The organism is Nocardioides kribbensis (assembly GCF_015070375.1).
In the GTDB taxonomy this organism is placed as follows: domain Bacteria; phylum Actinomycetota; class Actinomycetes; order Propionibacteriales; family Nocardioidaceae; genus Nocardioides; species Nocardioides kribbensis.
Window position 1 is genome coordinate 1 of sequence record NZ_JADCLL010000003.1, and the last position, 16,226, is coordinate 16,226.

Annotated in this window: 5 protein-coding genes and 1 pseudogene; 1 reads left to right on the plus strand and 5 read right to left on the minus strand. The window is 72.4% G+C overall.

Annotated elements, in window-relative coordinates; translation table 11 throughout:
* On the plus strand, window positions 1–215 hold a 215-nt coding region (locus tag IR170_RS09030), incomplete at its 5' end, for a hypothetical protein (RefSeq protein WP_227489009.1).
* A gap of 54 nt (window positions 216–269) precedes the next feature.
* Here the strand turns inward: IR170_RS09030 and IR170_RS19430 are convergent.
* The 5 genes and pseudogenes from IR170_RS19430 to IR170_RS09050 all read right to left on the minus strand — a co-directional run bounded on the left by IR170_RS19430 (window position 270) and on the right by IR170_RS09050 (window position 16,081).
* Window positions 270–1,004: an ATP synthase subunit B family protein gene (locus IR170_RS19430; protein ID WP_227489010.1), complete on the minus strand. Its 735-nt coding sequence runs from the start codon at window positions 1,002–1,004 to the stop codon at window positions 270–272.
* 21 nt (window positions 1,005–1,025) lie between these two features.
* A pseudogene (locus tag IR170_RS20530) lies at window positions 1,026–1,586 on the minus strand (proprotein convertase P-domain-containing protein); the annotation flags it as partial.
* Window positions 1,587–1,872: 286 nt separating this feature from the next.
* Window positions 1,873–11,901, minus strand: coding sequence for a calcium-binding protein (locus IR170_RS09040; RefSeq protein ID WP_193662148.1), 10,029 nt, complete (start codon window positions 11,899–11,901; stop codon window positions 1,873–1,875).
* Window positions 11,902–12,102: 201 nt separating this feature from the next.
* Entirely contained in the window at window positions 12,103–12,594 is a 492-nt protein-coding gene (locus tag IR170_RS09045) for a hypothetical protein (protein ID WP_193662149.1), read from the minus strand.
* Between the two features lie 355 nt (window positions 12,595–12,949).
* Window positions 12,950–16,081: a beta strand repeat-containing protein gene (locus tag IR170_RS09050; RefSeq protein ID WP_193662150.1), complete on the minus strand. Its 3,132-nt coding sequence runs from the start codon at window positions 16,079–16,081 to the stop codon at window positions 12,950–12,952.
* Window positions 16,082–16,226: the final 145 nt, after the last annotated feature.

Sequence of the window (16,226 nt, forward strand, 5' to 3'; positions counted from 1 at the left end):
GTCGTGGCGGCAGCCGCAGCGGGGCCCGTGGGGCCGCGCGCGGTGGCACCGGCGCCGGGGGCCGCGGCGCCGGTGGCCGTGGCGCGGCCGGGGCCGGCGGCGGCGCCGGGCGCGGCAGCAAGGACAAGAAGAAGGGCGCCACCGGTGAGGACTTCTGGGACGACGGCCAGGACTGGATCGACGACGAGGACTCCGGCACCACGGTGCTGAGGTAGCCGCCACCCGGTCGACGCGCGTGGGGACGACCGTCGGCCGTCAGGGTGCTGCGGTCAGCACTCCTGCTCGACCTGCGCCAGCGCCTCGTTGCGCTCGGCGCGGGCCTCGTTGCGCAGCGCACGGGTGCGCTCGATACGGGTCTTGTTGCCCGACTCCTTGGCCCGGGCGAAGCGCGCCTTGGCCTCCCTCAGGTCGGCCTTGGCCTCGGCGAGGGTGGCGGTGGCCTCCTCGCAGGCGAGGTCGCGCTGGGTGAAGGAGCGCGTCACCGCGGTGCCGGTGTTGCCGGACTCGTCGGTGGCGCGCACGGCGAAGGTGTGGGCGCCGGGCTCGGTGGTCAGCGTGACCGGGCTGGTGCAGGCGGCGAAGGCCGCACCGTCGACCGAGCACTCGTAGCCGGCGACGTCGTCGTCGGCCGAGGTGAACGTGAAGGTCGGCGCCGACTCGACGCTGGCGCCGTCGGTGGGACCAGACGAGATGGTCACGACGGGAGCGGTGGTGTCGGCGGGCTCGTCCGGCACGGCGTCGAGCACGAACGTGCGACGCACCGACTGCCCCTGCAGGCCCGACTCGGCGCGGGCGCGGAAGTCGACGGTGTGGGGGCCGTCCTCGAGCTCGCTGATGTCGACGGTGTAGGGGCTCGTGCAGTCGACCCATGCGCCCTCGTCGACCCGGCACTCCTTGGTGGTGGAGCCCTGCTCGGGCACGTAGAAGGTGTAGGTCGGCGCCGAGGTCACCGTGGCCCCGTCGGCGGGTCCGCCGTCGACGACCACGGTCGGGGCGTCCGTCATGTCCGTACCGAACGTGAGTGAGGCGCTGCTCAAGGTGCCAGTGTCCAAGCCGGCCTCGTCAGCGACACGGATGGTCCACTGACCATCAGGGTCGACTCCCGCGAATGCCTGCGCCAGGTCCACGACTCCTCGGGAATTGGAGGCACGGTACTGCCCACCGGGGATTTCGTAGGACGACGTGGTCGGCGCCGAGAGGAAGGAGTCTGCACCGGAGTCGCTGAAGGTGTAGGTCCCGTTCAACCCGCGGCATGTGCGGTTCTCATCGGCGAGGACAGCCGTCGTGCCGTCGGGCGCAATGAGGCTGATGACCAGGTCGGCGACACAGCTGTGGTTGAGGGTGATCTGAGCAGTGATCGCCGAGCTCGTGGCAGACGAGACCGGTATGCCTGCATTGCTTGTCGTGTAGTCGCCGATGAAGGCCGGCACCCCGGACGTGGCCGGGAAGGAGGTCGGGGCGGCGGAGGCCGGGGCCGCGGCGCTGACGGCGAGCCCGCCGGCAGCGAGCAGCAGGGTCGAGGCGAGGGCGGCGGCACGGCGGACGGTGCGGCGGCCACCCCCTGTCGGTGCGGTGGTGAGGTTCATGGATCGTCCGTTTCGGGTTCTGGTCAGACCCCAGAGAGCTGACGCGTGGATGCGGGACCATCGTCGGTCGTCGCGATCGCCCGCGAAGAGTTTTTGCTTTCTTTCACTCAGGTCGCAATGACCATTGCCACCCGTGCAGACGGAAGCTCGGGCGGAGTCCCCCTGGCCCTCTCGGCACCGGAGGCATGGCCCGTTCGGGCTAGTACCCCGATCGATCGGGTGGCGGACGGCAGGAGGGCCCCCGGTCGTCCGACCGGGGGCCCTCCTCAGCGCCGTGACGCGGGGCTCAGCTTCCTTCGCAGGCGTTGGTGCCGGCGGTGCCGGAGAACGCCGGGAGGCGCTCGCCGCCGCTGGCCACCAGGGAGAGCTCCGCGGCGCCGACGGATCCGGTCGCCTCGGCCAGGCGGGTCAGCGCCGTGACCATCGTGGACTCGGCGACGTCGACGACCTGGTTGGCCGTGCCGGAGCCGCTGCACACCAGGTAGCGGTTGTAGGAGGCCGTCCAGTCGACCAGGCGGTCACCGGCGACGCGGCCCTGGTCGTTCTGGTCGGCCTGCAGGGCGTCGTGCCCCTGGCCGCCGTAGATCAGGTCGGAGCCGTTGACGGTGATGCGTCGTCCGTCGGTGTCGACCGACGGCGCCACGGCCATCCACAGCGCCGGGACGCCGATCCACTTCTTGGTGTCGAGCAGGTCGTCACCGGCACCACCGAAGATCCGGTCGTGGTCGGCGCCGCCCCAGACGACGTCGTTGCCGTCGCCGGCGAAGGTGACGTCGTCGCCGTCGCCGCTGTTGACGAGGTCGTCGCCCGCCCCGGCGTGCAGCGAGTCGAGGCCCGTACCGCCGAGCAGGAGGTCGGCGCCGCCGACCGTGGGCTCGGTCTGGGTGACCACCCGCACCAGCGAGTCGTTGGGTCGCACCGTCTCGGTGAGGAAGCCGGTCTGGTTGCGGATGACCTCGTTGGTGCGGCCCAGCGTCGCCGCCGCCGTCGGGACGTCGACGCCCTGGTCGCCCAGGAGCGCGTCGTCACCGTCGCCGCCGTCGAGCACGTCACCGGAGACGGCCTGCCCGGCGTAGGACGACTGCGGCCGGCTGGTGCCGGTGGCGTCGAACTGGCCGTAGAGGTCGTCGTCGCCCTGACCGCCGATCAACGTGTCGCTGCCCGCCCAGATGCCGGGGCCGGAGTCGGCCATGGCCACCTGGCGCACCACGCGCGGGCCCGAGGGACCGCCGGCGAGGAGCTGGTTGGGCCCGCCGCGGGTGATGCGGCCGTTGTCGCCGAGCACGACGTCGGTGTCGGCTCCACCGTCGATGGAGTCGTTGCCGTCGACCAGACCCGTCGCCGAGCTGTCGGACGTGGCGCGCACGACGCTGAGCAGCCGGTCGTCGGTGCCGTTGCCGCTGATGACGACCCCGGTGTTGGAGGAGCCGCCGCCCAGGAGGTCGTCCTGACCGGTGCCGCCGAGCAGCGTGTCGTCGTCGGCTCCGCCCTCGGCGTAGTCGTCGCCGGTGCCGGTGTCGACGCGGTCCTTGCCGCCCTGCCCGAAGGCGAGGTCGCGGCCGTCGCCCCCGACGAGGGTGTCGGCACCGCCCGTGCCGGCCGCGGCGCGCGCCGTGGCGCGGTCGAGGTCGAAGAGCGCGATGTCGCGTCGGGTCGTGCCGTCGGCACGCAGGCCGTCCTGACGGACCAGGCGGGCGTTGTCGCCGGCCAGCACGTCGTCGCCGGTGCCGCCGTCGAGGGCGTCGGCCCCGTCGAGCTGACCGGTGCCGGTGCGGGTCGCCCCGATGACGCCGTCGGCCGAGGAGCTGCCGCCGGTGAGGGCGTCGTCGCCCGCCTCGCCGAAGAGCCGGTCGGAGCCGGCGTCACCCTCGAGGCCGTCGTAACCGTCGCCGCCGCGCAGCTCGTCGTCGCCGCCCTGGCCGAAGACCAGGTCGTCGCCGACGCCGCCGCCGAGGCGGTCGGGGCCGTAGGTGGAGACCGGTGCGGTGCCGCCGGTGGCGGGCTGGTTGAGCAGGGTGACCTTGGCCGGGTCGGCCGTGGTGCCCGCACCCGTGACGGTGCCGTTGTCGCCGAGGACGAGGTCGTTGCCGTCACCGCCGTCGACGGTGTCGGTGGAGACCCCGTCGTAGGAGCCGGCCACCCACGAGCCACCGATGAGGTGGTCGTCGCCGGCCTCGCCGAAGAGCGTGTCAGCACCGGCTGCGCCCTCGACGGCGTCGACGCCGTCGCCGCCGTAGACGGTGTCGTTGCCGCCCTGGCCGAGCAGCAGGTCGTCCTGACCGTTGCCGTAGAGCGTGTCGGAGCCCGAGACGGCCGCGGCCGGGGCTTGGGTCGTCGCGGTGTCGTAGAGCGTGATGCCCACCGTCGGACGGATCCGCGCCCACCAGGTGCGCGCGGCCGCGGTGTTCTGCGACGGCGGCACGAGCTTGGCGTTGTCGCCGGCCAGGATGTCCTGGCCGTCGATCTCGTCCACGCCCTCGTCGCCGACGAGGGTGTCGGCGCCGTCGGCCTGACCCGCACCGGAGCGGTTGAGCGTCAGCGGTCCCGAGGTCGAGGACCCACCGACGAGGAGGTCGGCACCGTCGTCGCCCTGCACGAGGTCGGCGCCGTTGCCGCCCTCCACGTTGTCGTCGTCGGGCCCACCGAAGACCTGGTCGTCGCCGGCCTGGCCGAAGACCCAGTCGGAGGCGTAGCCGCCGTAGAGCTTGTCGTTGTCACCCGAGGCCGGGGTGGCCAGGAGGGTGGCGTCGACGCCCTCGACGATCGAGCCCGTGGTGCCGGGCTTGAAGGCCAGGGCGGCGTTGCCGCCCGCGACCACGTCGACACTGCCGTCGCCGAGCACCTCGTCGGCCCCGTCGGCGACACCGGCGGTGTCGCTGCCGCCGGCGAGGAGATCGGTGCCGGAGCTGCCGCGCACGACGTCGTTGCCGGCGTCGCCGTAGAGGATGTCGCCGTCGGCGTCGCCGGAGACCAGGTCGTTCCCGGCATCGCCGTGCAGCAGGTCGGCGCCGTCGCCACCGCGCACGAAGTCGTCACCGACGCCGCCGCGGATCTTGGTCTCGTCGCCCTCGCCGGCGTCGACGAAGTCGCCTCCGGCGCCACCGTCGAGCTCGTCGGTGCCCTCGCCGCCCAGGACGCAGTCACCGTCGCCGGTCGCGCCGGTCAGGCCGGCCAGCTCCACGGTCCCGGTGTCGCCCAGCACGGCGCCGCTGGCCGGGCGGCCCTCGACCCTGCCGTTGCCGTCGAGGTCGGCGCGGCCGTCGCTGAACACGACACCGGCGAGGACCCCGGAGTAGCGTCCGCCGCCGGCGGCCAGGACGTAGCCGTCGGTGACCTGGAGGCCCTCGAGCTGCCCGTCGTCCTCGGCCGTGCCGGAGAGGTCACCGTTGAGGTCGACCAGACCGACCACGATGCTCGTGGAGGGGCGGCACACGATCGAGCGCCCGGCGCCCAGCGGAGCCGACGGGTCGGCGGGCTCGCCCTTGACCACGTCGTCGCCGGCGTCGCCGACGAGCAGGTCGCTGCCGGTGCCGCCGGCCAGGGTGTCGTCACCCTCGCCACCGCGGGCCAGGTCGTCGCCGGCGTCGCCGGAGAGCGTGTCGGTGCCGCCCGAGCCGTAGATGCGGTCGCGACCGTCGCCACCACGGACCACGTCGTCGCCCTGGTCGTCGACCAGCACGTCGGAGCCGTCGCCGTCGAGGAGGTCGTCGCCGCCGCGGCCGCAGACGATGTCGTCGTCGCCGCCGCCCGACAGGGTGTCGGCCCCGGCGCCGCCGAGCACGTAGTCACGGGCGTCGCCGCCGGTGACGGAGTCGACGCCGCCGTCGGAGGCCGCGCCCTGCTCCTGGCAGGAGGCGAGCACAGAGGCCTCGCTGGGCAGCGCGACGGTGAGCACCGAGACGTCGTTGTCGATGATCTGGGTGCCGCTGGCGGAGCTCACGGTGATGGTGACGCGCTGGTCGCGGCTGATCCCTGCGGTGTCGAAGGCGCCGCCGACGGTGAGGTCGGAGCCGTCGCCGCCGTTGACGGTGTCGGATCCGTTGCCGCCCACGAGGACGTCGCCGGAGTCGACGAGGGCCGCGATCGCGGCGTCGTCGTCGGTCGGGAAGAGCGAGTCGACGTCCATGCCGAGACCGCCCTCGACGACGTCGTTGCCGTCGCCGCCCTTGACCTCGTCGGTCGAGGGGCCGCCGCTGGTGCGGTCGTCGCCGGCGCCGCCGTCGACGGAGTCGCGGCCGGCGCCGCCGTCGAGGATGTCGTTGCCCGAGGCGTCACTCACTGTGTCCTCGCCGTCGCCGGCGTCGACGGTGTCGTTGCCGGACCCGCCGGTGACGGTGTCGGCACCGCCGCCGGTGACGACGGCGTCGTTGCCCGCGCCGGCGTCGACGACGGCCTTGGTGGTGACGGGCACCGTGGTGACCTTGGTGGATCCGCCCTCGGTGCTGAGGAGCTGTCCGGGGTAGAGCCGCACGATGTCGTTGCCGCTGCCGGCGTCGGCGAGGATGCGACCGGTGGCGGGCACGTCGTACTCCTGCACGATGTTGAACGCGGTCACCTCCACCCGGGTCGGACTGAGCTGGCGCACGGTGAACTTCTCGTTCTGCTGGCCGGTGTAGACCTTGCGCTCGCCGGCGTAGGACTCGCCCATCAGCAGGCGCAGGTCGTCGCCCTCGCGCTTGGCGAGCACGGGCTCCTCGGTGGCGCAGTTGAACTCGAAGAGGGTGAGGCGGGGGCTGCGGACGATGTCGAACTCCTCCTCGATGGAGAAGAGGAACAGGTCGATGCTGAAGTAGAACTGCAGGAAGAAGACGATCCCCGAGGAGACGTTGAAGGCGCAGCTGGGTCCGGCGCTGGCTCCGATGAACTCGTCGGTGTAGATCTTGCCGCTGCCGTCGGGGTCGAAGGCGTCGAGACCCAGGTCGAGCACCACGCCGCCCTTGATCCCGGCCTCGGCGAAGCCGATGCTGACCGCGGCGCCGGCCTCGACGGTAAAGGTGAGCTCGATCTCCGGGACGTCGTCACCCTCCTCGAGGTCGTCGATGTAGAAGCCGTCCTTGAAGACCGACCCACCGCCGGTGAGCTGGTCGGTGGCGCCGGGGTCGATGGCCTCGATCTTCTGGGTCAGCCCGCGGGTGTCGAAGCCGAAGGCCATGCGGCCGTCGATGCCGATCTCACCGCCAATGGAGGCGCTGACCGGCACCGGGCCCACCATGAAGGGGCCGAAGCTGCGCGAGACGCCGACGTTGAAGCCGAGGTGGCCCAGGTCGACGTAGAGCAGGGTGGCGTCGCCCTCGCCGAGCAGCAGGTTGTAGACCTGCTCGGAGTCCTGGAGCACGGGCACGCTGATGCTGGGCAGGTCGAAGTAGGCCTCGGAGGAGACCTCGGTGACGGTCTTGGGCTTCTCCTGCTCCTCCTCGGCGGGCACCTCGGCGCCCTCCTCGCCCTTCTTGTCGTCCTCGTCCTCCACGTCGCAGGCCGACTCGGCGCCGACGTTGCTCTTGCTGCTCTTCTCGGTCTTGGTCGTGCCGTCGTCGAGCTTCTCCACCGCGGTCGAGGAGCAGGAGCCGACCTTGAGGGAGTCGGCGTCCATCTCGAAGCTGCCGCCCTCGTCGATGCTGCTCAGGCTGACCAGCTCGGGCTCGTCCTTGAGCTCGGGCAGGTTGCCGACGAGCTGCTGGAAGGCGATGAGGTTGGTGATGAGGCCGAGGTTGGGGTAGCGCTTGACCAGGATCGAGAGCATCGAGACCGGTCCGGCCCCGACCAGGGTGGCGAGGTCGTTGATGACCGGGATCGGGGCGCTGAGGGTCTCCACGACCGGGTTGAGCGGGGCCAGCCACTGGCGGGCCTTGCCGAAGCCCTCGCCGACGGCCTTGTAGAAGGTCGTGGCGTCGAGGTAGGTGTTGTCGAAGGACAGGTCGGAGAACACCTCGTCCTCCCAGGTCAGCGAGATCGCTCCGACGGTGTCGAAGAAGCCGAGCTCACCGGCGAAGGACTCGGCGTAGACGTCGAGGCCGCCGGTGCCGGTGGCCGAGGTGTTGAAGCCGAGCTCGCGGTCGTAGATGGAGGGCAGGTAGACCCGGCCGTCGTTGCCATTGGCGTCGGCAGCGTCGATCTCGACCGCGACGTCGGCCTGCAGGCCGGTGTCGCCGAGGTCGACGAGCACGCTCGGCATGGTGCCGACCACGGCGTCGATGCACCGGGCAGCGGTCGGGGCCGGCACGGAGCCGGCACCGGCGGCGTCCTCCCAGTAGGAGGCACGCGTCCAGGCGTGGCAGCTGTCGTCGGTGCGGTCGGGCAGCCGTGCCTCGACGGTCGCGGTCAGCGGGGTGGAGGTGTCGGGCAGCTGGAGGTAGGGGCCGGTGCCCTTCTGGATGCCGACGGTGACCGAGAGGTCCCAGTCGACCGTGGTGACGACCTCGGCGACGGTGTCGATGGAGACGCCGGGCAGGCCGGCGTCGAAGGCGACGGGCTGCTCGGTGACGGTGCCGCTCAGGGCCAGCGGCGCCGAGATCGAGGTGACGTCGGCGACCTTCGACGACGACGTGCACGAGCTGGTGCAGCGCAGGGTGACGTCGACGGGGGCGAGGGTGGTCTCGGGGGTGTCGGCGATGCCGTTCAGGGCGTTCTCGACGGCGGTCTCGAGGGTGCCGGCGTCGGCGGTGGTGGCGATGCCGGTGACCGACTGGACGTCGAGGGCCTGGCGGGCCGCGCCGCTGAAGGCACGGACGGCGGCCGGGACGTCGGCGGCGGCGTCGAGGTCGGCGCCGACGAGCGGCATCGTCACACCGGCGAGCTCGCCGTCGAGGGAGTCGCCGAGGGTGCGGTCGAAGCCGCTGAGGGCGTCGACGAGGAACTGGGTGGCGAGCGGCTGGCCGGCCAGGTCGGCGCCGGTGCCGCCGGAGCTGTCGGTGGCCTTGAGATCGAGCCGCACGGTGTCGGAGCCGTCGAGCGGCACGGTCGCGCAGGCGGCGACGTCGGCCCCGCCGGTGTTGCCGGGGCACTGCTGGGCCGCGCCGGCGAGGGCCCGGTCCTGCGTCAGGGAGTCGCGGAAGTCGGCGAGCGGCACGAGGGCCTCGGTGCTGCCGGAGTCGGTGGTGACGGTGACGCCGATGCGCAGGTCGGAGCCGGTGGCGCCCACGGTCAGCGCGGCCGAGCCGTACTCGGCGTCCTTGCCGCCCAGGGCTGCGATGTCGGCGGACGCCACGTCGGTGACGGTCTCGACGGTGCGGGTGTCGGAGCCGACGTAGGAGGCGGCGGTGGCCAGGTCGACGGTGAGGTCGACGGTGGCGCTCGACTCCGAGCCGAGGAGCACCTGGGCGGGCTTGCGGACCCCGTCGTCGTCGACGGCGTCGGTCACGATGCGCAGCTGGCTCTCGCCGGCGGCCAGGCGCAGCGGCACGCTGTCGCTCTGGTCGCTCTCGCTGCGGGTGGTGGCGAAGCTGAGGCGGTCGCCGTCGAGGCCGAAGGTGGCCTCGGTGCCCGGCGCGATGGCCGGGATGGCGGCGGCGAAGGCCTGCAGGGTCGAGACGTCCTGGGTGTCGGCGGGCGCCGCGGTCCCGGTGGCCGAGCCCTGGAGCCCGAGCAGCACGGCGTTGAGGCCCTGGCGGGCGCGGTTGAGCTCGGAGGGCACGACGTCGAGCAGCGGCAGCGTCTTGTCGGCGCCGAGCTCGGGAGAAGGCGAGGCGAAGGAGAGCAGCACCGCGGCGTAGTCGTCGATGAGCTTGTCGCGCAGCGCCTCGGGGTCGCCGTTGATGACGTAGGGGTGGCCGGCGGTGAAGCCGACCTCGGCCAGCGGACCGTCGGTGCAGGTCACGGTGGTGGCGCTGTCGACGGTGAACTGCGTGCAGATGCTCGCGGTCGGGTCGGTGGGGGCCAGGTCGTAGAGCTGACGGTTGACCACGCGGTCCTCGGCGGCCGTGTCGTCGGCGACACCGAACTGGGCGTAGAAGTCGGCGGACTCGTCGACCAGGGTGGCGCCGTCGGAGGCCTCCCCCATGGTGCCGTTGCGCGAGGGCACGAGGTCGAGCAGGCGCAGGTCGTCGTAGGCGCCGCCGGTGGTGACCGTGGGCAGGGCGCCCGCGGCGAGGGTGGCCCAGGTGGCGTCGATGGTGCCGTCGGCGCCGACTAGGCGCTCCCCGGCTCCGCCGCCGGCGGCGATGGTCGGCGCGTCGGCGACGTCGAGGGAGGCGGTGGCGCTCAGGGCGACCGAGCCCTCGGGCTCGGCCACGACGGTGCTCTGGCCGTCGTCGAGCAGGTCGGCCACCGGGAGGGCGCCGGCGACCTCGCCGTACTGGAGGGCGACCGTGCCGGTGGGCACGGTGACGCGGGCCGCGGGCTGCCCCGCGGCCTGGGTCAGGTCGTAGTCGGTGACGTCGACGTCGACCTTGAGGAAGCCGATGCGCGCGGCCATGGCGGTGTCGCCGTCGAGGCCCGCGTCGACCGAGCCGATCTCCCAGAGCCTGCCGTCGGGGCCGGGCTTGAGGTAGGCGACCGGGGTCTGGTCGGCCTCGGCGAGGGTGGGCTGGTCACCCTCCTCGAGCGGGGCGGGGTCGACGAGCCCGAGACCGAAGGTGGCCTCGAGGTAGCGCCCGGCGGTGGCGACCGTGGCGTCACCCGCGGGCGGCTCCACGGCGCCGGGGGCGTCGCCGGTCTGGGGGCAGGAGCGCACGCCGTCGGCGACGACGGCCTGGCAGAGGCCGGTGAGGCCCGTGAGCGGGGCGAGGCTGCCGCTGCCGCCGGTGAGCACGTCGGCGCTGCGGGAGGCGGCGTCGTCCTGGCGGACCGCGACCTCGAGGGCGCGGGTGTCGGGGGCGTAGGTCACCGTGCCGTCGAGGCCGAGGTCGCCGATGGCGCGACCGAGCTCCTGGATCGAGCCGGTGACGGTGCGGGCGGTGCGCTTCTCGCCGTTGCTGGCGAAGCTGGTGGTGAGCACGGGGAAGCCGCCGCCGCCGGTGACCTCGACGTTGTCGGTGGGGGCGGTGCCGACGGTGGCGGCGGTGACGCCGGTGATCCTCACCGTGGGGTCGGGCGAGGCCCACGTGACCGTGGCGCCGTCGTCGACGCTGACCCCGGTGGTGGTGGCCTGGCAGTACTGCACCTGGCCGGGGCGCGGGGCGCCGCTCGGCGGGTTGGTGTCGGCGGCACCGCAGGTGATGGTGGCGGTGGCCTGCTGGCTGAGCAGGTCGATGAGGTCGTCGGCCGGGGAGTACAGGTCGGACAGGTTCGCGTCGAGCAGGGGCAGCTCGGCGTCGGCGGCCCCCTCGGCGCTGCGCAGCGCGGTCGCGTACTGGGTGAAGCCGGTGAGCGCCTGGGTGCGGGTCAGGGCCGTGAGCTGCTCGAGGGCGGTCTCGCGGGCGATGACCGGCGTGGCGTAGGGCGTCTCGGCGTCGGCGGCACGCGTGCCGACGGTGACGGCGCCGTGGGGGCCGCCGTCGAGCAGGTCGCTGGTGAGCGAGACGTCCATCGAGACGTCGTCGGCGCCGGGGAGCCGGCGGGTCGCGAACATCTCGGCGGGGTCGCTGAGCTGGAGGTCCTCGGTGGTCAGCGCGCCGCGGCCGTTGGGGTCGCGCAGCCGCAGGACGGTGGTGGTGTCGATGCGCCCGGCGCCCTCGGCGGCGAGCTCGACGAACCCGTCGCGCACCGTGAAGGGGGCGATGGGGAGGTCCTGGCCGGCTCCGGCGCTGCTGCCGGCGGGGCGGGTCCATACATGGGTGGTGAGCTCCGACTGACCCACGACGGAGAACTCGCGCAGGTCCTCGGCGGAGTCGTCGAAGCGGAGGCGGACCTGACCGGTGAGACGGCCGGTGGCCTCACCGGCGAGCTCGGCCGCCCCGAACTGCATGCGGTCGTCGGCGTAGGTGAGGGCGACCGGGGCGGTGCCGGTGAGGTCGATGTCGAGTAGCCACTCGATGCTGTCGGCCGGGGCGCTGGCCAGCGGGGTGACGGCACGCATCTCGAGGGCGGGGTCGGCGGAGATGACGTCGTCGATGGTGTCGAGCGTGGCGTTCTTGTTCAGCACGGCCGCCGTGACGCGACGGCCCAGTGCTGTGTCGAGCTGGAGCACGTCGCGCACCGAGAGGTCGGTGAGCGGGAAGTCGTCGGCGAGCGCGGGCTGCTGGGCCGCGGCTCCGAGCGCGTTGCCCAGGCCGAGCAGACCGATGACGACGTCGGAGGCCGACGTCGAGCCCACCGGCGGGGCGGCCTCCGACGGGCTGACGGACAGGGTCGCCGCGGCGACGGCCAACGCCGTGGGGGCCGCGACGACCCCCAGCAGACGGCGGGAGCGACGCAGGACGGCAGGACGGGAAGCACGCACGAGGAACTCCGGACTCACACGGCCGGGGCAACCCCCTGTTGCGCACACTCGGCCAGGAGAACCTCACCACGTCTTCACCCTCGTGGCCCATAGTCGGTTCGAGCCTGAGAGAACAGTAAAAAGGGATGGTTCTGGGTCAAACGCTGGACAGACGCCCCGCCGCGGGGTAGGGCCCTTCGACCCTTCCCTGCGGCGCGGCTGTCACTGCCGGCTCTTGCCCCCGCGGCCGCAGGAGAAGGTGGCCGCGAGGTCGGCGGAGGTGTCGTCGGCGCCGGTCAGCGGGAGGTCGGCGGTGGCCTCGCGTCGGGTGATCTCGATGCCCTCGGAGCCCTCGCTGGCGAAGTTGGCGCCGTCGAGACTGAGCACGGCGCTGGTCTCGATCTCGCCGCCGGCCTGGTAGACGTTGAGCGTGTTCTGGTCGTCCTTGCCCCACGCGGCCATGTAGATCGCCTTGGGCTGGCCCTCCTGGGCTGAGCGGATGACACGGGCCTCGCCGGAGTAGGTGGCCTCGGCGCCGCCGGAGACGGTGAGCTCGACGGTGCAGCCCTTCTCGGCGTCTCCCACCGGGCCCGAGGCCGAGGGCGACGGGGCAGGGTCGGCCTGGCCGCCGTCGCCGTCGTCGCCGCTGCACGCACCGAGGGTGAGGGCGAGGCTGAGGGAGGGCAGGACGAGGAGGGCACGGCGCAGTCGCATGGGTAAAGTCAAGCACCCTTCGACGTCGGCGCGACGCCCCGTCAGCGGCGTGTCCGGGTCGCGCGGACCACACGGTCGGGGCCTGTGGATCCTCCCCCGAAATGCCCACCGGGGCGACACACATGACGTGTGTCGCCCCGGTGGTGCAGCCGGACGGCCCTGGTGTCCTAGGGTGGACAGGCGGTCCGGACCATTCTCAAGCAGCGGCAACAGAGAATGGCCCGGACCGCGTCTGTGTCTCCCGGCTGGTGGTGGTGCTCAGCTGTGCGGAGAAGCGTGGGGGTCGTGGACCCCCGGGAGAGTCACCCCGGGGCGGCTCGCGCCGCCCCGGGGCTCCTCACGTGTCACACGAGGGTCAGCGGACCCGGGTGTTGTTGGAGCGGTCGCGCAGGGTGGCCGCGGTGCCCTTGACGATGGCGAAGTACTTCGTGAAGCGCTTGCCGTTGACGTCGGGGGCGTTGACCTTGGCGATGCCCTCGGAGTTGAGGACGGCGGTGCCGACGAGCTTGGAGCTGCCGTCCTTCTTGATCCGGTAGAACTCGGCGACGGCCTCGTTCGCACCGGCGGTGACGCCGGCGGAGACGCGGAGGCGGTCGGCCTGGGCGCCGTTGTTGTTGGCGCTGAGGACCGCGGTGACCGGCTCCTTCTCGACCGGGTCCGGGTTGCCGACGAAGACGACCTGGTCCTGGGCGGTGACGACGCCGTTGCCGTCCGTGGCGGTCACGGTGATGTTGGCCGTGCCCTCCTCGGTGCCGACGAAGGTGTAGAAGGCCTCACCGTTGGCGTTGGTCGTCGTGGTGAAGTTGGCGTCGCCGTCCTGGCCGGAGCCGGGGCCCTGGCGGATGAACTGGACGTCGAGGTTCGACACCGGGTTGCCGTTGCCGTCGACCACGCGCACGGTCTCGGTGACCGGCGAGCCCACCTGGACCTCGCCCTCGGGCGAGGACGTGATGGTGGCGGTGGCGTCGGCGATGTCGAAGTCGTACCAGTTGATCGTGTACGTGTCGGTCAGCGCCTCGGTCGGGCCGGCGACGGCGGCACCGTTGACGACGGTGGTCGTCGGGGCGTTCCACGTCGCGGTGATGGTCTGGTCGACCTCGCGGATGCTGAAGGCAGAGAACTCGACGTCGTCGATGAAGTCCGTGGTGACCGTGTTGTTCGACAGATCGGCCAGCGTCGTGTTGTCGGTGAGCTGCACCGTGACGTCGGTCAGGTTGCCGAACTGGTCGGTGGCGTAGACGTCGAAGTAGACCTCATCGCCGGTGCGGGCCTCGGGCAGGAAGTCCGCGTCGTCGTTGAACCGGTCGTTCGGGACGATGGTGACGTCGCCGCCGTTGAGCGGGTTCGACGAGTCGAAGTCCGCGGTGGCGGTGTCGGAGGCCGACGGCGTGGTGCCGGCGGTCGCGACGGTGGCGGTCACGGTGGCGGTGGCGTCGCCGTCGTCGTCGAAGTCCTCCGAGCGGCCGATGCCGACCAGGAACTCGGCGACACCGGCGTTGTCGGTGGCGACCGTGATGGTCTGGCCGAGGTCGCGCAGGTTGCCGCCCTCGGTGCCGTTGGCGCCGGTGTAGGTGCCGTCGGTGAAGAACGCGTCGCCACCGATGGTGAGCGTGACGTTCTGGTTGGCGACCGGGGCGCCGTTGGCGTCGACGACCTCCACCTGAGCGAGGTCGGCCTCACCGGGGGTGGTGTTGGCGTCGAGACCGGTGATGTCGACCGTCGAGGCCGCCGGGGCGGTGGCCTGCGAGAAGATCACAGCGAGCGTGTCGCCCTCGAGGGCGTTGTCGATGTCGCCCTCGGAGTCGTCGTAGTCGGCCGTGTCGGCGGTGACGGTGCCGTTCTCGGTGGGCTGGGCCACGCCGGCCGCGGTGGCCACGTCGTCCAGGGTGGCCGAGAAGCCGCCGTTGGCCCCGGTGGTGACGGTCAGCGTGGGCTGGTCGGCGCCGGTGGTCTGGTTGAAGCCGGCGTCGCCACCGGTGTAGCTGAGGTCGATCGGGCGACCGGCCAGGGCCGTGCCGTCCTCGAGCAGCAGCGTGCCGGAGACGACGATCTCGCCGCCGGCCGGGGCCGAGGCGGGGTCGGCGTTGGTGATGTCGAGGGTCGCGTCACCGGCCTTGAAGGTCAGCACGTTGCTGACCGGGACCGCACCGTTGCCGGTGTTGGGGTCGGCGGCCACGCCGGCGAACAGCGTGAAGGTGCCACCCTCGGTGACGGTCGGCAGCGGGATGTCGGCCTCGCCGTTGGTGTCGGTCGGCACGGTGCTGGTGCCCGTGGCCGGGAAGCGGCCCTGGGTCGTGGTGCCGTCGAAGGCGGTGAAGGTGAAGTAGTACTGCACCTGCTGCACGCCACCGAAGTCGATGCCCTGCTGGTCCTGGACCTGCACGGTGATGTCGTCGGCGTCGTACTCGTTGAAGTCGAAGGCCGCACCGTTGGAGGAGTCGGCGTCGAGCGAGGAGGCGACGGGCACGTACTGGCCCAGGGCGACGTCGTTGGAGCGCTTGTCGCCGAGGTTGGCCTGGTAGCCGGTGGCGGCGGTGGCGTCGGCGTAGTAGTAGGCCGAGGCGTCGGTCTGGGTGAAGGTGGCCTGACCCTGAGCGTTCGTCAGCTGCGTGGCGCCGGTGGTGGAGCTGGCGACGCGGGCACCGGCGATCGGGCGCTGGTTCTGGTCGAGCACGGTGACCGTGACCGGCACCTGAGCGCCACCGGCGGTGGGCTGCCCGGCGACGGCGTTGACCGTGGTGATGGTCTGCTGGTAGAGCGCGAAGGCCTCGGTGTCCTCGGAGGCCTCCGAGGCGCGCACCAGGAGCTCGTTGGTGGAGCCGTACTGGTAGCCCGCGATGTTGAGGATGCCGGCCCAGGTGCCCGTGGTGGGGTTGGTGCCGGTGGTGGTGCTGACCGCGGTGCCGCCGGCGGCGAAGGCCGCGCCGTTGAGGAACTCGAGGTCGGGGGTGGCGGCCGGGTCGGACGAGGTGCCGTTGACGATGACGTTCTGCTGACCGCCGCCGTAGGGGGCCTGGAAGACGCCGACGGTGTCGCCGTTGGTGATGTTGACCGTCTCGACGGTGTTGTTGGCGGCCACGGGGGCGGCCGCGGTGTCCTGGTCGGTGTCGGTGCCGGCGACGTTGCCGGTGGCGCGGATGGTGACCGCGGGGGCGCCGGCGACGGCCGAGGCGTCCCACTCGATGCCGAAGACGCCGTTGTCGTTGCGCGTCGTGGAGCCGATCTCGGTGAAGTTCACACCGTTGAGGCTGTAGGAGAAGGTCACCGAGGTGACGCCGGTGCCGGCCTGCGCGGTGAGGCGGTAGGTCGAGTTGGTGCCGTCGGCCTGGGCCGAGATCGGCAGGGTCGGGTCGACGAGGGTGACGACGTTCTCGGACCCGGTGCCCAGGGTGAGGGGCGCCGCGTTGGCGATCGCGGGGACGCCCGTGACCGCGAGGGCGGCGATGGCCGTGGTGGCCAGTCCCCGCTTGATGCCGCTGCTGTTCATGTGGAGATGTTCCTTCCGGAAGGTGAAGTGAGCCTCCGACACCTGCCGGACGACTCGCCAGGCCCCCGCTGGGACCCGGGCCCAGGTCTGCCGAGCAGACCCAAACAGTGAGGACCCTAGGAAGGTAAAGAGGTGAGCACCCCCT

What these genes read in the sequence shown, in the direction of transcription:
- IR170_RS19430 (WP_227489010.1), bottom strand. Translation starts at nt 1,004, where the DNA reads ATGACGGACGCCCCGACCGTGGTCGTCGACGGCGGACCCGCCGACGGG.
- IR170_RS09045 (WP_193662149.1), bottom strand. Translation starts at nt 12,594, where the DNA reads ATGCGACTGCGCCGTGCCCTCCTCGTCCTGCCCTCCCTCAGCCTCGCC.
- IR170_RS09050 (WP_193662150.1), bottom strand. Translation starts at nt 16,081, where the DNA reads ATGAACAGCAGCGGCATCAAGCGGGGACTGGCCACCACGGCCATCGCC.